Source organism: Serratia sp. CY47280 (assembly GCF_052168655.1).
Lineage (GTDB): Bacteria > Pseudomonadota > Gammaproteobacteria > Enterobacterales > Enterobacteriaceae > Serratia > Serratia bockelmannii.
In genome coordinates, this window is sequence record NZ_JBJNMG010000001.1 from 440,654 (window position 1) to 458,909 (window position 18,256).

Here is an 18,256-nt window from a genome sequence, read left to right on the forward strand (position 1 = left end):
TCTCCTAAATCAGGCCGCGCTGCTTGAGGAACGCGTCGGCGACCTGTTGCGGCGTCTGGTAGTCGATATCTACCTTGGCGTTAAGCTCGGTGATGACCTGGTTATTGAACTGTTTCGACAGCGTGTTCAGCGCCGCTTCCAGCCCCGGCGTGTTTTGCAACACGTCGGCGCGCACCACCGGCGTGACCGCATAACTCGGGAAATAGCCTTTGTCGTCTTCCAGCACCTGCAGATCGAACCCTTTCACCCGACCGTCGGTGGTGTACACCAGCCCGGCGTCGACGAAGCCGTCGCGAATGGCGTTGTAGACCAGGCCGGGGTCCATCTGGCGGATTTGCGGGCGATCGAGCGGCATGTCGTACAGCGCCTGCATCGGCTTCAGGCCGTCCGAGCGGCCGGCAAACTCCAGGTCCAGCCCCAGCAGCCAGTTGTGTTTCGGGTCGGTTTTACGCACCTGTTCCACTTTGGCCACCAGCTGCGACATCGTGCGAATCTGCTCTTTTTCCGCGCGCTGGCGCTGCATGGCGAAGGCGTAAGTGTTGTTCATGTCCGCCGGCTGCAGCCACACCAGGCCTAGCTTGGCGTCGAGTTTTTTCACCGTGTCGTAAGTTTCCTGCGGCGTCATGCGCTTATTGATGTGGTTAAAGATGATCAGCGAGGTGCCGGTGTATTCCCAGGTCATGTCGATCTGTTTGTTGATCATCGCGTTGCGGGTGATCACCGTGGCCAGATTGGTCTTGGGTTCGACCTGAAAACCTTTGGCCCGCAGGTATTGCACGGTGATCGCCGACAGAATGCGCTGTTCGGTAAAGTTCTTGCTCGCCAGCGTGAGCGGGGCGGCCCAGACGGCCGCGCCGGTCATCAGCAAGGAGAACAGCAGCGCGTGGCGGAGGCGTTGTAACCATCGAGTCATCGCGTTTCTCCCATCAGGATGCGGTGTGCGGGCTGAGCCGGCGGCCGAGACCGGCCAGCGCCAGATCCAGCAGCAGGGCGATCAGCGCAGTGGCGGCGGCGCCGAGGATCAGCGTCGGGAAGTCGTTCAGGTAGATGCCGGGGAAGATCAGCTCGCCGTAGCTGCTGGCACCGATTAAAAACGCCAGCGGCGCGGTGCCGACGTTAATCGCCATCGCGATGCGCACCCCGGCGAAGATCACCGGTAGCGCGTTAGGGAGTTCGACCTGGCGCAGCCGCTGCCCGGCGGTCATGCCAATACCGTTGGCGGCCTCGACCAGCGCCGGCGGCACCGAACGCAGGCCGGCATAGGTATTGCGCACGATGGGCAGCAGCGAGGCGAGGAACAGTGCCACCACCGCCGGCCGATCGCCGATGCCGATGATTACCATCGCCAGCGCCAGCACCGCCAGCGGCGGCAGGGTGTTGCCGACGTTGAAGATCTGCATCACGTGTTCCGCCCAGCGGCGGGCAAAGGGGCGGCTCAGCAGGATGCCGCTGGGAATGCCGACCAGCAGCGACAGCAGCATGGAGCAGGCCACCAGGAACATGTGTTGCTGGCCGAGATAGATCAAATCTTCCCGGCGCGACTTGAGGGTGTCCCAACCGATGCCGTAAACCAGCAGCGCGATGACGGCGATAAACAGCAGGCTCCCGAGGAGCAGGCGCCGGTATGGCGCTGACTTGTGCATGATGTTGCGTCCTCCGTTGCGCGGAGCGGCCGACGAGACGGCGCATTCCGCTCTGATTGTTACCCACGGCCCGGCGGGCGTGGCGGTACAAAACGGGCGTTTCGCATGAGGTTAGCGACATTGAGCGAAGGGTGCGTTCGGCACAGCGTGCTGAACGTAGGCTCAATACGTGAGTTAATCAGCATAAGATACTGATATTTAAACCCGAGAAAGCACGAAGCCCAAAGGCGTCGGCTAGGGAAGGTATAGCACCCTGTCGTTGGTCGTGCCAAGTTTTATGAACAAAATCAGGTGATTGAGTTTACGCCGATCTGCGCCTCAGCCCGCGTCAGCGCTGGGATGCATGGAAAGTGAAAAAAATCCGCCGCATAACGTTACGCTGTAACAATGAGTCCAAATGGTGCGATTCGCCGCCGGCAAAGACAGGATGTGAGGGCGGATAGACTCGGCGCAGGCGCTTGCTGATATACTCAGAGAAAATAAAAACGCCAGGAAAGCTGCATAACGCCATGACAAATAACGTTTCACCCGCACCCATCGCTCACCGCCCGCTGATTCTGATCGCCTGCATGCTGGCGATGTTCATGTCGGCGATCGAAGCCACCATCGTCGCCACCGCCATGCCGACCATCATCGGCGATCTCGGCGGCTTCTCGCTGCTGGGCTGGGTGTTCGCGGTCTATTTGCTGGCGCAGGCGATCACCATCCCCATCTACGGGCGGCTGGCGGATCTCTACGGCCGCAAGCGGGTGTTCTTCTTCGGCGCCACGCTGTTTCTGCTGGGATCGGTGCTGTGCGGCTTCGCCCCCGACATGTATTGGCTGATCGGCTTTCGTCTGCTGCAGGGGTTGGGCGCCGGCGCCATCATGCCGATCGCGTCCACCATCATCGGCGACATCTACAGCGCCACCGAGCGGCCGAAGGTGATGGGCTACCTGTCGAGCGTATGGGGCGTGTCGGCGATCATCGGCCCGCTGTTGGGGGCGTTTATCGTCCAGCATCTGCCGTGGGCGCTGGTGTTCTGGGTTAACCTGCCGATCGGCCTGCTGGCGATGTTCTTCCTCTGGCGCTATCTGCCGGCGCATCAGCAGCTGCGGCGGCACGCGCTGGATCTGGCGGGCACCGCCTGGCTGACGCTGTTCGTTTCGGCGCTGCTGCTGGCGCTGTTGCAGATGGAAAGTCTGGGATGGTGGGTGGCGCCGCTGTTTGCGCTGGCGGCGGCGTCGCTGGCGCTGCTTGTCCGCCAGGAGCGGCGTGCGGTCGAACCGTTGTTCCCGCTGGCGCTGTGGCAAAGCCGGGTGATCGTCGCCGGCAACATCGGCGGGCTGGTGATCGGTGCGGCGATGATGGGCATCAGCGCTTTCCTGCCCACCTTCATTCAGGGCGTGATGGGCGGCTCGCCGCTGGAGGCGGGCACCACGCTGGCCCTGATGTCGATCGGTTGGCCGCTGGCCAGCACGCTGAGCGGCCGTTTGATGCTGATGACCTCGTATCGCGCCACGGCGCTGCTGGGGGCGCTGCTGTTGGTGGCGGGCGGCCTGATATTGCTGCTGTTGCAGCCGGCGGGCGGCCTGCTGTGGGGCCGGGTGGCGGCGTTTATGGTCGGTGCCGGCATGGGGCTGTGCAACACCACATTTTTAGTGTCGGTGCAGAACGCGGCCCATTACAGCATTCGCGGCATCGCCACCGCCTGTACGGTGTTTACCCGCATGGTGGGGTCGGCCATCGGCACCGCGATTCTGGGCGCCACGCTGAACCTCAACCTGCAATGGCGTCTGCCGGAGATTGACGATCCGGTGCAGCGGCTGATGGAGCCGGCGGTGCGGCAGAGCATGGGGGGCGAGGCGCTGGCGCAGTTGACCCAGCAGGTGGCGGCTTCGCTGCATTGGGTATTTCTGGTGTCGGCGCTGGTGTCGTTGCTGGCGCTGGCGGCGGCGATGCTGATCCCGGCGCGTTGTCGGCCGCAGGGCGAAGAAGAAGAGGCGGAGCAGGCGTAAGGGATAAGGAAAGGGCGCTGCTGCAGAGCGCCCGGGATAGCCGGTGTGGCTTACTGCGTGTTGGAGGTATCCTGGCTGGTGCCGGTCTGCGCCGCGTCACCGCGATCGTCGCCGTTGTTCAGGCGGGTATAGACGATCTTCTGGGTGTCGTTTTCGCAGTGGCCGACCACCTGGCCACCCGCTTGATCGGCCTGATCGTTGGGCACGATCTCCAGTTTGAAGCCGGACTCCGGTACGCCGTTATTGACGATTTTTTGCGAAATGTCCGCTTTCACGCTTTCGCAGGAGGCCAGTGCCGCCAGCGGGGCGCCGGCCAGCAACACAGCGGTTAATATCAGCGTTTTTTTCATCACGTCATCCTTTTAGACAATGGACTTCCTGTAACAGGATAGCAGCAACGGCGACCGGGTTTCACGCTTGCCCGCCCGCCGCAGGCGGATTAAGGATTAATCCGACGGCCGGTCTGGCGATCCAGGCATTTACGGGTGTCCGGTTCCCAGTAGGCGTTGACGTTGTTGCTGTCGTTGCAACGGTCTTCGTCATCCGCGGCGCGATCGGCCTTGTCGAACTCTTTCTCGACGCGAGTGTTAACCTTGTGGCGCAGGGTTTTGGTATCATTCCACTGCTCTTTGCTCTGGCGCGCTTCTTCGGTGCTCATCGCGCCGCTGCCTTTGCCATCGACGGTGACGCAGGTGCTGCCCTGAGTGCAGGTGGCGGCCAGCGCCGGCGCCTGCCAGGCGCCCATAACGGCCAGCATGGCGACCGGCAGCATCCCGCGCAGCAGTCGTTGGGTCGAAAATGTTTTCATCGTTTCATCCTTATGAGTGAGTGCGCCTGATGATGGCGGCACTGGCGTTACCTCGCCCGCAGGCGTGGTGACAAATATACCACTGCGTTCCTGGAATTCACCAGCCAAGCGCCGATTCGTTTACTTTATCGAGAGAAAACTGCGACCGATGTTAAAAACCACGCTGTTGTTTTTCGCCACTGCGCTCGCCGAAATTATCGGCTGTTTCCTGCCTTACCTGTGGCTCAAGAAGCAGGGCAGCGCCTGGCTGCTGCTGCCGGCGGCATTAAGCCTGATGCTGTTTGTCTGGCTGTTGACACTGCATCCGGCGGCCAGCGGGCGAGTCTACGCGGCCTATGGCGGCGTGTATGTGGCGACGGCGCTGCTGTGGCTGCGGGTGGTGGATGGGGTGAAGCTGTCTGCGCTGGACTGGGTGGGCGCCGGGGTGGCGCTGGTGGGCATGCTGATCATCGTTTCCGGCTGGCGCGCGGCCTGAGGAAACAGGGCGGGAGTCGCCTCCCGCCGCCAGGGATCAGGCGCCGCGGTGGATGTTCAGCCCGGCGAAGGACTGGCTGACCGGCATCATTTCCAGCGTGTTGATGTTGACGCGCGCCGGCAACGTGGCGACCCAGAACACCGACTCGGCGATGTCTTCCGGCGTCAGCGCATCGGCGCCTTCGTAGGTTTTATTGACCTTGCCGTCATCGCCCTTGAAGCGCACGTTGGAAAACTCGGTGCCGCCCACCAGGCCCGGCTCGATATCGGTCACGCGGATGCGCGTGCCGTGCAGATCGGCACGCAGGCCCAGGCTGAACTGTTTGACGAACGCCTTGGTGGCGCCGTACACGTTGCCGCCGGCGTAAGGCCAGTTGGCGGCGGTGGAGCCGATGTTGATCACGTGGCCGACGTTGCGTTCGACCATGGCCGGCAGCAGCGCGCGCGTCATGTTCACCAGCCCTTTGGCGTTGGTGTCAATCATGGTTTCCCAGTCATCGGCGTTGGCCTTGTGCGCCGGCTCCAGCCCCAGCGCCAGCCCGGCGTTGTTCACCAGCACGTCGATCTGACGCAGCTCGGCCGGCAGTGCTTCGATCGCCTGTTGAATGGCGGCGCGGTTGCGCACGTCGAGCCGCACGATGTGCAGCGCTTGCCCTAATTCGTCCTGCAGCTCTTCGAGACGCTCAAGGCGGCGCCCGGCGGCGATCACCTGGTGGCCTTCACGGATAAAACGGCGCGCAATGGCTTCGCCGAAACCGGAGGTGGCGCCGGTAACAAAAATAATCATGTTGCTGTTCCTCAACTGTTTTTACCCTACATACCTCTATCATTAGCACAAAGCCGCAGGCAGTGGCAGCGGTTATCACGGCGGAAAGCAAAAAAGGTCACACCGGGCCGGCGGCCCGATGCTGATTAGCGCTGAGGCGGCAGGTGGTACACCACGGCGTCATACTTGACGCGTTCGCAACGGCCGGCCAGCACGCCGCCCAGCGACTCGACGAGGCGGCGGCTGGCGGTATTCTGTTCGGCCACCGGGTAGATAAGGTGCTGCGGCTGAAAGCGTTCGCTGACCCAGCGCGCGATGCTCTCAACGATTTCGCGGCCGTAACCCTGGCCATGTAGGCTCTCTTTGACCCAGATGCCCAGCTCCGGGGTGTGGCTGCGCAGGTTGTGTGCGCCGCCGACGCCGACGAACTCTCGGTCTTCGCGCCGGCGGGCGACGAAGATCACTTCTTCGCCTTCGCGCATCAGCGGCAGCCAGCCTTGCCAGACGTTGGCGAAATCTTCCGGTGACGCTTCCGGCTCAAAGGTCATAAAGCGCGTCAGAGTGGGGGTGATCGCCTGGTAAACATCGTCGGCGTCTGCTGCGGTAAAGGGGGCAATCAACAAACGGTCGGTGTCCACGCGGCACTGAGAAAGGTCATTATGATTCATCTTATTCCCTCGCTTTTCAGGCCAGAACGGCAAAAAATCCGCGCCCATAAATCGGGGCGGATCGTCGATACTACGCGTATTGGCGTCAGAAGCGACTTATTTTTCGCCGTTGCGGCGGCGCGGAGGAGTGGTTTTATGTGACATCGTCACGTTGATGGGAAAGGCGGCGGGCACGGTTAACCGCGCCCGCCGCTGAAGATCAGAACTTCACCGAACCTTGCAGATAGATCGTGCGCGGCTGGCCGATGTACAGACCTTTGTTGTTGTCGTCATAGGCGCGGGTGAAATACTCGTGGTTGAACAGGTTTTTCACCCCGACGCCCAGATTCAGACCGGCCATTTCCGGGCCGAAATCATAGGCGGCGCGCACGCCCCACAGCATATAGCCGGGAATGCGGCCGGTGCTGCCGTCGGCGCTTTCCGCCACGGTGTTGGCGTTGTCGGCGAACTGGCTGGACTGGAACTCGCCGTTAAGATTAAACGCCCAGTTGCCCGGCGTGTAGTCCAGCCCCAGCGTGCCTTTATGCTTCGGCGAGAACGGCACCTGGTTGCCCTTGTAGCCGCCGTCTTCGCGGATGGTGGCGTTGACGTAGGCGTAGCTGGCGTAGGCGGTCAGGTCGTCCAGTTTCGGCGTCAGCTGCGACAGATCGTAACGCAGGCTGCCTTCCAGCCCGGCGTGGCGGGTTTTGCCGCGCGCGGTCACGCTGTCGGTCACCTGGTTGGAGTCGTACTGGTTGTTGAAGTTGATCAGGAACAGCCCGATCTCGCCGGTCAGCGCATCGCCGGCGTAGCGGGTGCCCAGCTCCCAGGTGCGCGCCTTCTCCGGTTCAATCTTGCCGCTGTCGACCGCTTTGCCCATCTGGCTGTATTGCACGGTGCCGAAGGAGCCTTCGGTGTTGGCGTACAGGTTCCAGTATTCGTTCAGGTGATACATCACGTTCAACGCCGGCAGCGGTGCGTTATAGCTAACGTCGAGGCGGTTGTTCTTGATGTAGTTGTTCTGATACGACTTGATGTACTCGTAGCGCATGCCCGGCGTGATAGTCCAGTCGCCGATGTCGATGCGATCGTCGATATAGAAGGCGTGCGCCTCGGTGCCGGACTGGGTGTCGCGATCGTACGGGCTGGCGGTGGACGGCAGCCTGCCGGTGCTGGCCTTGCTGGTGTAGCGTAGCTCGTGGGTGGATTCGCTGACGTAGCGGTAGCCGACGCCGACCTCATGCGCCGAATCGCCCCAGCGGAAGCTCTGGCTGTAGCGCGGTTCCACGCCGCGCACCCAGTATTCGCGCGGCGACAGCGTCAGGTTTTTACCCTGATCCAGATAGCCGCTGCGCAGGGTGTAGGTGTAGAAGCTCTGCACGTCGAACTTATGCTGTTGATCCGGCTGATACTGATAGCCGAAGTTGGCCAACTGGCGGCGGCCCCAGAACTTGTCGTACGGGCGCGTCGACTGGAATGGGTTGGCGTTGTAGTCCGCCCGGCTCAGGCCGCCCGGCATGTCCGCTTCGCCTTCGTAGTATTGCAGCAGGCTGTTGAAGGTGTGCACCTCGTTCGGGGCGTAGCGGCTTTTCAGCATCACGTCGTCAATATTGGTCGCGCTGTGCTCGCGCCAGTCGCTGCCGCGGGTGCCGGAGTAGAGCAGCGCCGCGCCGAAGCCGTTGTCGGCGGTGCCGCCGATCATCAGGTTGCCGGTGCCTTTCGGGTGATCCTGGCGCGAGGTCGGGCTGAGCTGCCCCTGCATGCCGGCCTCCATGCCGAAGGTTTTCGGGATGGCGCGGGTGACGAAGTTAACCACGCCGCCGACGCTCTGCGGCCCGTAGCGCACCGCGCCGCCGCCGCGCACCACGTCAATCGCATCCATATTGCCGAGCGAGACCGGCGCCAGCGACAGCTGCGGCTGGCCGTAAGGGGCGAAGGGCACTGGGATGCCGTCCATCAGCACGGTGGAGCGGCTGGCAAGGCGCGGATTGAGGCCGCGAATGCCGAAGTTCAGCGCCATGTCATGGCTGCCGGTGCCGTTGTTCTCCGGCGCCACTACGCCCGGCACGCGGTTCAACGCTTCACGCACGGTGGTGGTGCCGGTTTTGACGAAGTCTTCGCGGCGCACTACGTCGCGTGCACCGGGATGTTCGAACACGTCGATCTGGCGGCCTTCCGCCAACCAGTCGCCGACCACGGTGATGTCCTCTTCTTTCTGCGGCTGCGGCAGTTTGGCCAGCGTGTAGCCGTTGTTGCCGAGCGCTTTAGCCTGCAGGCCGCTGCCCGCCAGCAGGGCGTTCAGGCCGTCATCGACGCCGTAGCTGCCGCTCAGGCCCGGCGAACGTTTACCGGCGGTCAGTGCGCCGTCCACCGAGAGCGCGATGCCGGCGCGCGCGGCGAAAGCGTTCAGCGCGCCGTCCAGCTCACCGGCCGGAATGTGATAGGCGGCAGCGGCGCTGGCGGCGCTCGCCATCTGCGGTGCAGCGAAGACCAGGCCAATGGCCACGGCCAGCGGCGTGGCCCGTTTTCCCCAAAGCGAAGCCGGAGCGACCTTTCCCCAAGCGTTGTTCATACCTTCTCCTGAATCATTTTTTATTTATTGCTGCAGTGTTTTCCTGGGAGTCGGATGAGCGAAGCAAAAGGGACAATCAAGAATGCGATTTTTTATCATTTTTATTTAAAAAGATTCAGGCGGGGACGATTTGCAGCCAATAGCGGGTAAAGCTCTGCAGGCGCACCGGCAGGGTCTGGCTGAGCAGGGCGAGGGCGCGATCGGTATCGTTGAGCGGGAAACTGCCGCTGACGCGCAGGCCGGCGACGGCCGGATCGCAGCTCAGGTGGCCGCGCCGGTAGCGCGCCAGTTCGGCGATCACCCGGTCCAGCCGCCACTGGCTGACGCTCAACACGCCGCGCAGCCAGCCGTCCTCCGTCGTGGCCGGTTGTTTGTCGCTGAAGGCCGTGGTGCTGAAGCTGATCTGTTCTCCGGCGTTCACCCGGCGCTTTTGTTGCGCGTCTTGCGCCAGCTGCGCCTCGACCGCGTGTTCCAGCACCGCCAGGCGCGTTTCGCCGTCGCTCTCGCGCACCAAAAAACGGGTGCCGAGCGCGCGCATCGCCCCCTGCGGGCTTTGTACCCACAGCGGCCGGGGATCGCGTCCGGTCACCAGGCTGATTTCTCCGGCGTGCAAGCGGATCAACCGTTGGCGATCGTCGTAATGCACGTCTACCGCGCTGGCGGTGTTCAACACCAGTTGGGTGCCGTCGCTTAACACAATGGGTTTGATTTCGCCGGTGGCGGTGCGGTAGTCGGCGCGCAGCTCCCGGCCGAGCGGCGACTGGTAGAAGAATCCGCCGCCGCCCACGCCGAGCAGCAACAGCAGACTCTTCAGCAGGGTGCGGCGATCGATCGCCGACTGGCGGTCGGCGCGATCGAGCGCACGGTAGCTGAACTTGCCCGGCACGCCCTGCAACTGACTCTGCAGCGCTTCGACGCGCTGCCAGGCCCAGCGGTGATCGTCATGCTGCTGGTGCCAGGCTTGCCATTGTTGGCGCTGGCGTTCGGTGACGTGCTCATCGCACAGCAGGGCATACCAGTGTGCGGCCATTTTCAGCGCCTGGCGCTGCTCGGGGGTGATGGCGTTGCTCATGAATAAATGTCGTTTTCGAGGCTGAACAGCAGGCAATGCTCGGTGGCTTTGGCCATGTATTTTTTAACCGAACTGACCGACACGCCGAGGCGCGCGGCGATGTCCGCATAGCCCAGACCGTCGAGCTGCGACAACAGAAAGGCCTGTTTTACCTTCGGCCCCAGGCCATCGAGCATGGCGTCGATCTGCTGCAGGCTTTCCAGCAGGCTCTGGCGCTGCTCCGGCGACGGGGCGTAGCCTTCCGGGATCAGCGCCAGCATCTCCAGATAGGCGCGTTCCAGCGTTCTGCGGCGGAACAGATCGACCATCACCCGCTTGGCGACGGTGACCAGAAAATCTTTCGGCTCGCGCAGGGTCGCCGCGGCGTCGCTTTTCAGCAGGCGCATGAAGGTGTCCTGCGCCACATCGTCCGCGTCGAACGCGCAGCCCAGCCGCCTGCGCAACCATCCCTGCAACCAGGCATGATGGGTGGCGTAAAGGCGCGACAGCGCGGTGTGCGGGGCGGAAGCGGTGGCGGACATGGTTTTCGCATTGCTGGTCAAAAAGATGCGCGGATGATAATTGAGAATGGTTATCGTTTCAAGTTTGTCGGGTGGCCTGCGGAATGGGCCAGACCGCTTTGCATCGTGTTGGAATAAACGTCACGGCCGCGAAATTATCCGCTTGCCCAATAAAGGTGCAGCGGCGCGGTGTTATTTCGGCAAGCAAACGGTTGCTATTCGTCTGCCGTTGAAGACCGCCGCGCGTTTTATTCTTTTTCATCGGTTGGTTTTCTTTGGTTGAATTAGTATCACTCTGTTTTTAAATAAAAATATATTTTATGACCGCCTGTTGGCACACGGCTTGCTATGCTTAATCCGGTCTTTATGTTTGGGTAAAAAGGGCCTTGTTTCATCATCGCAAGTTATTACGCGGGTGGGCTTGGCCGGCCGTCACAAGGAAGAAAATAATGGCACTGCAATTCACCACGGCTATTCGTGGCAATTTTTTTGATATCGCCGCCTGTGTGGAGGCGCCGCAACAGCTCGAGGAACGCCTGCGGCATGTTCCCGACGGTTTGCTGCTGCTGAACGACGGCGTCATCGTCTGGTTCGGCAGCTGGCAGCAGGGCGAGGCGCTGCTGCCACCGGGCTTCGCGGTCACGGAGTATCGCGAAAAACCGATCGTACCGGGGTTTATCGATACCCATATCCACTATCCGCAAACCGAAATGATTGGCGCCTATGGCGATCAACTGCTGGACTGGTTAAACAATTACACCTTCCCGACCGAAAGCCGTTACGGCTGCGAGCAGCACGCCGATGTGATGTCGGCCTTCTTTCTGCGGGAGTTGTTGAGCAACGGCACCACCACCGCGCTGGTGTTCGGCACCGTGCATCCGCAGTCGGTCGATACGCTGTTCAGCCAGGCGGCAGCGCTGAACATGCGCCTGATCGCCGGTAAGGTGATGATGGATCGCCATGCGCCGGAGGCGCTGCTGGAAACGCCGGAGCAAAGTTATCGCCAGACGCGTGAACTGATCGAACGCTGGCACGGCAAAGGCCGCCTCGGTTACGCCATTACGCCGCGCTTTGCGCCCACCAGTACGCCGGCGCTGCTGGCGCAGGTGCAGCGGCTGCGCGAAGAATTCCCCGACGTTTGGCTGCAGACGCACCTGAGCGAGAATCCGCAGGAAGTGGCCTGGGTAAAATCGCTGTTCCCGCAGAACCAAAGCTATCTGGACGTTTACCATCGCTACGGCATGACCGGCGGTAAAAGCGTGTTCGCCCACTGCCTGCACCTGGAGGAGCAGGAATGGGACTGCCTGTGCGAGACCCGCTCGGCAATCGCGTTTTGTCCCACCTCCAACCTGTTCCTCGGCAGCGGGCTGTTCGATCTGAAGCAGGCCTGGCGCAAGCGGGTGAAGCTCGGCATCGGCACCGACGTGGGGGCCGGTACCACTTTCAATATGCTGCGCACGCTGGGCGAGGCATACAAGGTCGGCCAGCTGCAGCATTACCGGCTCTCTGCCGTAGAAGCGTTCTATCACGCCACCCTGGGCGGCGCCCGCGCGCTGTCACTGGACGACAAAATCGGCAACTTCAACGTCGGCAAAGAGGCGGATTTCGTGGTGCTCGATCCGGCGGTCACGCCGCTGCAGCAGTTGCGCTACGCCAACAGCGCCACGTCTGCGGAGCAAGGGTTCGTGCTGATGACCCTGGGAGACGATCGCAACATTTATCGCACCTATGTGAATGGTAAGGTGGTTTATGAGGCGTCGCGCTGACGCAGCCGCGCCTGCAGCCAAACGCTGAGCGGTGCGACGGCGACGGCACTCAGCGCGCACAGCCATAACAGACGTTGCAAACTGAGCGGGGTGAGGCCGCCGCTCAGCAGCGTGGAGGAGAGCAAGAAGGCCACCGTGGCGCTCAGGTGTATCAGGGCGGTTTGCAGTACGCCGAAGGCGGCGCGTTGCCGATTGTCCGGCCAGCGCATGCTCAGGGAAGAGATCGCCACCAGCCGCGCATAGGCCGCCGCGAGAAACGCGACCATGAACAGTTCACCGCGATCGCCACCGCGCGCCGCCAGCCACAGGCTGCCCAGCAGCAACAGCGTGGCGCCCACCGTCAGCGTCACGGCACCAAAGCGTTGCAGCCAGCGGCCTGCCAGCACTGTCGCCAGATAACCCGCCACGCCGCCGATGAAAAATAGCCAGGACAAATGCGCGTCTACCACCTGTAACCGCTGGGTGAGCAGCGGCGCCAGCACCGGGATCAGCAGCATTGGGCTGAACTGCGTCAGGCCGGCGGCGGCGGCGAACAGCAACAACCGGCGATCGAGCGTGACGGGCGCGGCAGCCTGTGGCTGCGGCGCATCCCTGGGAACGAACAGCGCCACCAACACCGCCGCCAGCAGACACAGCCCGCCGATAGCCGCCAGCGCAACGCGCCAGCTTGCCACTTCGCACAAGTACAGCATGCCCGGCATGCCGACAATGCTCACCAGCGAAAAAGACGCGATCACCGTCGCCAGCATTCTGCCGTGCAGCGCGGCCGGCGCGGCGTTGAGCAGCAAGCCGATCCCGACGCCCATCGTGGTGCCGCCCAACAGCCCGGCCAGCAGCCGCAGCGCTAACAGCCAGTAAAACTGCTGGGTTGTGGCGATCAATAAGGTGGTCACGCCCAGTAGCGTGACATTGAGCATCAGAAAGCGCTGCTTCTCAACGCCGCCGATCCAGAAAAATGCGCCGATGCCGGAAATCACCGCCGCCAGCGTATAGGCCGCGCTGACATAGCCGGCGAAGCTGACGGGCACGGAAAAATCGGCGGCCATGTAGAGGAATATCGGGTTGAATACCATGTATTCCAGTGCGTTGGTGAACTGAATAAAGGCGATGACCAGCGCTATCGCCGTCAGCTTTCTCGTGGGTGTCATAAGCATCTATCGGTTGCAGAGTCAGGCCGGCAGTGTAGCGCTTGGCGTTGATCGGGATTAGATGGTAGAAATGGCATGGTTTGTTATCAAATCAGGGATAATCATGCGCGATAAATTGGATTTAAACCTGTTACGCATTTTCGTGGCGGTGGTGGAGCAAGGCAGCTTCGTCGGGGCGGCGCGGGCGCTGGCGATGCCGACCTCCAACGTCAGCCGCTATATCTCTCAGCTGGAGCGCCAGCTCGAGCAGCGATTGCTCGAACGCAGCACTCGCTCGATGCGGCTGACGCCGAACGGCCAGCTGTTGCATGAACGCACCCAGCCGCTGCTGGCGTCGCTGGAACACACCGCGCAAACCCTCAGCGAACGGCAGCAACAGCTGCGTGGGCCGCTGCGCCTGTGCGTGCCCAATGAAGTGGGGCCATACCTGTTGGGCGAGCCGCTGGCGGCGTTCGCCCTGCAGCATCCGCAGATCGAAATCAGCTGCGTGACCAACCTGGCGGGTATGACGTCGCTGCTCGACGATGTCGATCTGGCGGTGATGATCAGCCGGGGCATGCTGGACGACAGCGACTATGTCGCGCAGCCGCTGGCGTCTTTCCCCTGCATCGTGGTGGCCGCTCCGGCGTTGCTGGCGCAGTGGTCGCCGTCGTCGGAGATTGAACAATTCACGCAATTGCCCTGCATCAGCACGGTGGATGCGCTGAAGGGCATGCCGTGGCAGTTCGTCCGCCCGGACGGAACCTTCGTTACCGTCCCGGTCAATGCGCGCTATCGCGTCAATAGCGGGGAAATGGCGCTGAAGGCGGCCTTGGCCGGCGTGGGGTTCGCCATGCTCTCCGAGCTCGGCTGCCGGCCGTTTCTGGCCGATGGCCGTTTGGTTGAGGTGCCGCTGGCACTGCCGCCGGCGCCGCTGCAGCTGTATGCCGTTTACCCCGGTCGCCGCTATCTGCCGGCCAAAACGCGCGCGCTGCTGACCTTTCTGATACAGCAGGTCGGCGAGGCGGCTCACGTCTAATCACTTGTTTTTGCTCAAACTGCCAACTGCCCTAAGCTAGGAGGTGACTCAGAGGGAGCCATTCCCCGAGACCTTATTCCGTGGACATGGAGGCGTTTCGATTTGATGCGTTTATCCACATTGCTGCTCGATCCGGCGGTCACGCCGCTGCCTATTACATATGGCGAGAGATAGAATGAATAGAGTTATTTGATTAGGAGGCTCTTTATTGGTTTTTTATTGATATGCATAGTGATATACGGCTATGTGGCTGGGTAAGTGCGTAAAAAACATTGCATTTATTCGGAACGCCCGATATCATAATGAGAATAATTATCTTTACGATATCGCTAATTAAAAACAACAGATCTGTTTTAATCTCTGCTGCTGTTTTTCGATATGCTTCCGCATTTTACGAGCCAAGGCTGGCTTGAATTTTATTTCTGGAAAGGGATGTCATGCGTGATTTGTTTCGACAGGAAGCCACGGATCATCAGCGGGCGAAATGGGCGGGTAAGGCTTTATTGATAAACGGCTTGCCTGCCTGGTGCTTTGGTCTTTTATCGTTTTTATTTATTCTTGTTTTCCTCTCTTTTCTTATATTCAGTCATTATACACGCCGCATTAATGTTTATGGTGAAATCACCACCTTCCCCCGCTCAGTCAACGTGTTTGCGCCCCAACAGGGTTTTATCTCAGAACGCTTCGTCGAAGTGGGGGATGTGGTTAAAAAAGGCCAGCGTCTTTATCAGATTGATGTCAGCCGAGTGACGGATAACGGGAAAGTGAGCGCCAATACGCGCCTGGCGCTTGAAAACCAGTTAAAACATGTCGACAGCATCATTCTTAAGTTGCAAGACAACAAGCGTATGACGCTGGAAAATCTACGCGCGCAAAAAAAACAGTATGAATTGGCGCATATGCAGTCCAAACAGCTGTTGGATAATGCACGAGAGGGGGTGGCATTTGCTCAGGACAACATGCGTTCCTATAAGGAATATCAGCAACGCGGTCTGATTACCAAAGATCAGCTTAGCGGGCAAACCTATTCATTTTATCAACAACAAAGTCTGTTCCAAAACTTGCATAGTCAACACATTCAGGAGTCGTTGCAAATTACGAATTTGGAAAGTGACATCGTTACGCGCGCGGCAGATTTTGATAACCAAATTTCGCAGTACCAGTTTCAGCGCAATGATTTGCAACGGCAGTTAGCGGAAGCCGATGCCAGCGGCGCATTGATCGTGAACGCCCCAAGCGATGGCCGCATTGAGTCTCTCAGCGTTACGCCGGGTCAGATGGTCAATAGCGGTGACAGCTTGGTACAGATTATTCCACGTAACGGCGCGATTTATCAGCTAGTTTTATGGTTGCCGAACACCAGTGTGCCTTATGTTTCAGCGGGGGACGGCATTAACATTCGCTATGACGCTTTCCCTTATGAGAAGTTCGGTCAGTTTCCCGGCAGAATAGAAAGCATCGCTTATGTACCGGCCTCCATTCAAGAAATGTCAACTTACAGCAGTTCTCCCGTGCATCAACCCAGCGCGCAAACGGCATCTTTTTACAAGGTGACCGTTTCCCTGGATAAAACGCATGTCAGTTACCAGGGCAAAGCGTTGCAGCTCACTAACGGCATGCGGGCTCAATCCACGCTGTTTCTGGAAGAAAGGCCTCTATATCAATGGATGTTCTCACCTTTCTACGATATGAAAAACAGCCTGATGGGGCCAATCAATGACTGAATCTTATTTAGACGCGCTAAAGGGCAAACTCAATTTGTCGCTGCGCCGCAAAGTGCCGCAGATCCTGCAAACTGAAGCCTCGGAATGCGGGCTGGCCAGTTTAGCGATGGTATGCCATTACCATGGTTTGCAAATCGATCTGTTTAATCTGCGCAGCCGCTACGGCTTTTCTTCACGCGGGGCGACGCTCTCCGCGTTGATTGACATCGCGAGCGCCCTCAAGCTGCAATCCAGAGCGTTATCGCTGAATATCGATGAGCTTAAAGCGTTGAAAATGCCCTGTATTCTGCATTGGGACATGAAGCATTTCGTGGTGCTTGTCAGTGTCAGCCGAGGACGGGCGGTGATCCATGATCCTGCCTTTGGCCGTAAAGTGCTGGAGTTGCATGAACTGTCGCGGCATTTTACCGGCGTAGCGCTTGAGCTATGGCCAGACAGTGAATTTCAGCCGATCAAACAGCAAAGCAGATTGCGCTTTCGTAAGCTGATGAGCAATGTGCGCGGCCTTAAGGGAGCCTTGCTAAAGATCTTCTGTCTGTCGATCGTGATTGAAGCGGTTAATCTGCTGTTGCCCGTTGGTACGCAGTTGGTCATGGACCATGTGATTTTGGCCGGCGATCATGATCTTTTAGCGCTGATATGTATAGGATTGCTGTTCTTTATTTTATTCCGCACCGGCGTATCCATGTTGCGCTCATGGATCTCTATCGTCATGGGCGCGTTGATAGACGTGCAATGGAAGGCGGGAGTGTTTGATCATCTGATGAAATTGCCGCTTTCCTTCTTTGAGAAGCGCAAGTTGGGTGATATTCAATCCCGTTTCGGCTCATTGGATACGATAAGAGCGACTTTCACTACCAGCATCGTCAGCAGCATTATTGATGGCATCATGTCTGTCGGGGTATTTGTCATGATGCTGCTCTATGGCGGCTGGTTAGTTTGGGTGGTGCTCGGCTTTACGGCGATATACGTCATTCTCAGGCTGTCGACTTATCAACATTATCGGCAGCTGTCGGAAGAGCAGTTGGTGAAGGGCGCGCGGGCCGGGTCTCATTTCATGGAGACGTTATATAGCATCAGTACGTTAAAGGCGTTGGGGTTATCTGAAACCCGTTCACAGTATTGGCTGAATCTAAACGTAGAAACGATCAATGCGGGTATCAAGCTGACCAAGTTAAACATGATGTTTGGCGGTTTGGGGGCGTTTATTGCCACCTGCGATCAGGTGATCATCCTTTGGCTCGGCGCGGCATTGGTCATAGACAATCAAATGACGATCGGCATGTTTATCGCGTTTAACGCCTACCGTGGGCAGTTCTCGGAGCGTGCCAGCAGCTTGATCGACATGATGCTTCAGCTGCGAATGTTAAGCTTGCACAATGAAAGGGTGGCGGACATTGTGCTTTCGTCACCGGAACCGCAAATGCCCGCGCGTCAGCTCTTCACAAAAGGCAACGCCGCAGAGCTTCAGGTGCGGAATCTGCGCTACCAGTATGATCGTTTGGCGAAACCCATTATCACGGATTTGAATCTCAGCATTGCCGCGGGAGAAAGCGTGGCGATTGTCGGCCCCTCCGGCGTGGGTAAAACCACATTGATGAAGTTAATGTGTGGGTTGCTGTCGCCGGATGAAGGAGCCGTGCTGGTCGATGGTATGGATATCAGCAACATTGGCGTTAATAATTATCGCCAATGTATCGCTTGCGTGCTGCAAGATGACAAGCTGCTGGCGGGATCTATCGCTGAAAATATTTCAGGATTTGACGCCGAAATGGATCTGAAACGTATTGAGGCGTGCGCACGGCGTTGCAATATGCATGATGATATTCAAAACATGCCGATGGGCTACGAAACATTGATCGGCGAATTGGGGGGAAGCCTTTCTGGCGGACAGAAACAGCGTTTATTGATAGCCCGTGCGCTCTATCGTCGCCCCAGCATTCTGTTTATGGACGAAGCGACCAGCCACTTGGATCTCGATAATGAAACACATATTAACCGCGCTATTTCACAACTGAACATTACCCGCGTGATTATTGCGCACCGTCCATCGACGATTGCCTCTGCGGATAGAGTCATTCAACTCGGGTAACGTCAGCTTCGCTTCACCTGGCTTCTTCA

At 59.5% G+C, this 18,256-nt stretch carries 17 protein-coding genes; 6 read left to right on the plus strand and 11 right to left on the minus strand.

Annotated elements, in window-relative coordinates; all coding sequences use genetic code 11:
• Positions 1 to 4: 4 nt before the first annotated feature.
• Both ACJ8J4_RS02245 and ACJ8J4_RS02250 read right to left on the minus strand, forming a co-directional pair.
• Positions 5 to 862 (minus strand): glycine betaine ABC transporter substrate-binding protein, encoded by an 858-nt coding sequence (locus ACJ8J4_RS02245; protein ID WP_169541220.1) that lies wholly within the window; start codon positions 860 to 862, stop codon positions 5 to 7.
• A gap of 64 nt (positions 863 to 926) precedes the next feature.
• The gene (locus ACJ8J4_RS02250; RefSeq protein ID WP_043143261.1) at positions 927 to 1,643 is read right to left on the minus strand and encodes an ABC transporter permease; all 717 of its coding nucleotides are present in this window, start codon (positions 1,641 to 1,643) and stop codon (positions 927 to 929) included.
• Between the two features lie 509 nt (positions 1,644 to 2,152).
• Here ACJ8J4_RS02250 and ACJ8J4_RS02255 point away from each other — a divergent pair.
• On the plus strand, positions 2,153 to 3,640 hold the full coding sequence (locus tag ACJ8J4_RS02255) for an MDR family MFS transporter (RefSeq protein WP_193402459.1): 1,488 nt from the start codon (positions 2,153 to 2,155) through the stop codon (positions 3,638 to 3,640).
• 50 nt (positions 3,641 to 3,690) lie between these two features.
• Here the strand turns inward: ACJ8J4_RS02255 and ACJ8J4_RS02260 are convergent, their stop codons facing one another.
• Both ACJ8J4_RS02260 and ACJ8J4_RS02265 read right to left on the minus strand, forming a co-directional pair.
• The gene (locus ACJ8J4_RS02260; RefSeq protein ID WP_019455911.1) at positions 3,691 to 3,990 is read right to left on the minus strand and encodes a DUF1161 domain-containing protein; all 300 of its coding nucleotides are present in this window, start codon (positions 3,988 to 3,990) and stop codon (positions 3,691 to 3,693) included.
• 89 nt (positions 3,991 to 4,079) lie between these two features.
• Positions 4,080 to 4,448, minus strand: coding sequence for a DUF1283 family protein (locus ACJ8J4_RS02265; RefSeq protein ID WP_019455910.1), 369 nt, complete (start codon positions 4,446 to 4,448; stop codon positions 4,080 to 4,082).
• Positions 4,449 to 4,596: 148 nt separating this feature from the next.
• On the opposite strand from ACJ8J4_RS02265, the gene ACJ8J4_RS02270 reads away from it, so the two are divergent.
• A complete protein-coding gene (locus ACJ8J4_RS02270; protein ID WP_025302721.1) occupies positions 4,597 to 4,923 on the plus strand; it encodes a YnfA family protein in 327 nt (108 codons plus the stop codon).
• A gap of 36 nt (positions 4,924 to 4,959) precedes the next feature.
• On the opposite strand, the gene ydfG is transcribed toward ACJ8J4_RS02270, so the two are convergent.
• The 6 genes from ydfG to ACJ8J4_RS02300 all read right to left on the minus strand — a co-directional run bounded on the left by ydfG (position 4,960) and on the right by ACJ8J4_RS02300 (position 10,741).
• The gene (gene ydfG / locus ACJ8J4_RS02275; protein ID WP_025302722.1) at positions 4,960 to 5,709 is read right to left on the minus strand and encodes a bifunctional NADP-dependent 3-hydroxy acid dehydrogenase/3-hydroxypropionate dehydrogenase YdfG; all 750 of its coding nucleotides are present in this window, start codon (positions 5,707 to 5,709) and stop codon (positions 4,960 to 4,962) included.
• Between the two features lie 125 nt (positions 5,710 to 5,834).
• The gene (locus ACJ8J4_RS02280; protein WP_025302723.1) at positions 5,835 to 6,356 is read right to left on the minus strand and encodes a GNAT family N-acetyltransferase; all 522 of its coding nucleotides are present in this window, start codon (positions 6,354 to 6,356) and stop codon (positions 5,835 to 5,837) included.
• 199 nt (positions 6,357 to 6,555) lie between these two features.
• Positions 6,556 to 8,907, minus strand: a complete 2,352-nt coding sequence (gene fecA, locus ACJ8J4_RS02285) for a TonB-dependent Fe(3+) dicitrate receptor FecA (protein ID WP_442515978.1) — start codon at positions 8,905 to 8,907, stop codon at positions 6,556 to 6,558.
• A gap of 115 nt (positions 8,908 to 9,022) precedes the next feature.
• The gene (gene fecR / locus ACJ8J4_RS02290) at positions 9,023 to 9,979 is read right to left on the minus strand and encodes a ferric citrate uptake sigma factor regulator FecR (protein ID WP_060447217.1); all 957 of its coding nucleotides are present in this window, start codon (positions 9,977 to 9,979) and stop codon (positions 9,023 to 9,025) included.
• Positions 9,976 to 10,500 (minus strand): ferric citrate uptake sigma factor FecI, encoded by a 525-nt coding sequence (gene fecI, locus ACJ8J4_RS02295; protein ID WP_060447216.1) that lies wholly within the window; start codon positions 10,498 to 10,500, stop codon positions 9,976 to 9,978. The genes fecR and fecI overlap by 4 nt, the downstream gene beginning before the upstream one ends.
• Before the next feature lie 58 nt (positions 10,501 to 10,558).
• On the minus strand, positions 10,559 to 10,741 hold the full coding sequence (locus ACJ8J4_RS02300) for a hypothetical protein (RefSeq protein WP_127146125.1): 183 nt from the start codon (positions 10,739 to 10,741) through the stop codon (positions 10,559 to 10,561).
• 187 nt (positions 10,742 to 10,928) lie between these two features.
• On the opposite strand from ACJ8J4_RS02300, the gene guaD reads away from it, so the two are divergent.
• Positions 10,929 to 12,245, plus strand: coding sequence for a guanine deaminase (guaD, locus tag ACJ8J4_RS02305; RefSeq protein WP_164099485.1), 1,317 nt, complete (start codon positions 10,929 to 10,931; stop codon positions 12,243 to 12,245).
• Here the strand turns inward: guaD and ACJ8J4_RS02310 are convergent.
• Positions 12,227 to 13,393, minus strand: a complete 1,167-nt coding sequence (locus ACJ8J4_RS02310; protein ID WP_264383928.1) for an MFS transporter — start codon at positions 13,391 to 13,393, stop codon at positions 12,227 to 12,229. The genes guaD and ACJ8J4_RS02310 overlap by 19 nt on opposite strands.
• Positions 13,394 to 13,496: 103 nt before the next feature.
• Here ACJ8J4_RS02310 and ACJ8J4_RS02315 point away from each other — a divergent pair, with 103 nt between their 5' ends.
• The 3 genes from ACJ8J4_RS02315 (at position 13,497) to ACJ8J4_RS02325 (ending at position 18,227) form a co-directional block, all read left to right on the plus strand.
• Positions 13,497 to 14,411, plus strand: a complete 915-nt coding sequence (locus ACJ8J4_RS02315) for a LysR family transcriptional regulator (protein ID WP_049295526.1) — start codon at positions 13,497 to 13,499, stop codon at positions 14,409 to 14,411.
• Positions 14,412 to 14,848: 437 nt separating this feature from the next.
• Positions 14,849 to 16,135: an HlyD family secretion protein gene (locus tag ACJ8J4_RS02320; protein ID WP_049295529.1), complete on the plus strand. Its 1,287-nt coding sequence runs from the start codon at positions 14,849 to 14,851 to the stop codon at positions 16,133 to 16,135.
• Positions 16,128 to 18,227: a peptidase domain-containing ABC transporter gene (locus tag ACJ8J4_RS02325; protein ID WP_016927850.1), complete on the plus strand. Its 2,100-nt coding sequence runs from the start codon at positions 16,128 to 16,130 to the stop codon at positions 18,225 to 18,227. The genes ACJ8J4_RS02320 and ACJ8J4_RS02325 overlap by 8 nt, the downstream gene beginning before the upstream one ends.
• Positions 18,228 to 18,256: the final 29 nt, after the last annotated feature.

Coding starts and splice junctions, on each gene's coding strand:
- ACJ8J4_RS02320 (WP_049295529.1), top strand. CDS start 14,849: ATGCGTGATTTGTTTCGACAGGAAGCCACGGATCATCAGCGGGCGAAA.
- ACJ8J4_RS02315 (WP_049295526.1), top strand. CDS start 13,497: ATGCGCGATAAATTGGATTTAAACCTGTTACGCATTTTCGTGGCGGTG.
- ACJ8J4_RS02265 (WP_019455910.1), bottom strand. CDS start 4,448: ATGAAAACATTTTCGACCCAACGACTGCTGCGCGGGATGCTGCCGGTC.
- ACJ8J4_RS02310 (WP_264383928.1), bottom strand. CDS start 13,393: ATGACACCCACGAGAAAGCTGACGGCGATAGCGCTGGTCATCGCCTTT.
- ACJ8J4_RS02270 (WP_025302721.1), top strand. CDS start 4,597: ATGTTAAAAACCACGCTGTTGTTTTTCGCCACTGCGCTCGCCGAAATT.
- ACJ8J4_RS02250 (WP_043143261.1), bottom strand. CDS start 1,643: ATGCACAAGTCAGCGCCATACCGGCGCCTGCTCCTCGGGAGCCTGCTG.
- ACJ8J4_RS02245 (WP_169541220.1), bottom strand. CDS start 862: ATGACCGGCGCGGCCGTCTGGGCCGCCCCGCTCACGCTGGCGAGCAAG.
- fecI (WP_060447216.1), bottom strand. CDS start 10,500: ATGTCCGCCACCGCTTCCGCCCCGCACACCGCGCTGTCGCGCCTTTAC.
- ACJ8J4_RS02255 (WP_193402459.1), top strand. CDS start 2,153: ATGACAAATAACGTTTCACCCGCACCCATCGCTCACCGCCCGCTGATT.
- guaD (WP_164099485.1), top strand. CDS start 10,929: ATGGCACTGCAATTCACCACGGCTATTCGTGGCAATTTTTTTGATATC.
- ACJ8J4_RS02260 (WP_019455911.1), bottom strand. CDS start 3,990: ATGAAAAAAACGCTGATATTAACCGCTGTGTTGCTGGCCGGCGCCCCG.
- ACJ8J4_RS02300 (WP_127146125.1), bottom strand. CDS start 10,741: ATGAAAAAGAATAAAACGCGCGGCGGTCTTCAACGGCAGACGAATAGC.
- ydfG (WP_025302722.1), bottom strand. CDS start 5,709: ATGATTATTTTTGTTACCGGCGCCACCTCCGGTTTCGGCGAAGCCATT.
- fecR (WP_060447217.1), bottom strand. CDS start 9,979: ATGAGCAACGCCATCACCCCCGAGCAGCGCCAGGCGCTGAAAATGGCC.
- fecA (WP_442515978.1), bottom strand. CDS start 8,907: ATGAACAACGCTTGGGGAAAGGTCGCTCCGGCTTCGCTTTGGGGAAAA.
- ACJ8J4_RS02280 (WP_025302723.1), bottom strand. CDS start 6,356: ATGAATCATAATGACCTTTCTCAGTGCCGCGTGGACACCGACCGTTTG.
- ACJ8J4_RS02325 (WP_016927850.1), top strand. CDS start 16,128: ATGACTGAATCTTATTTAGACGCGCTAAAGGGCAAACTCAATTTGTCG.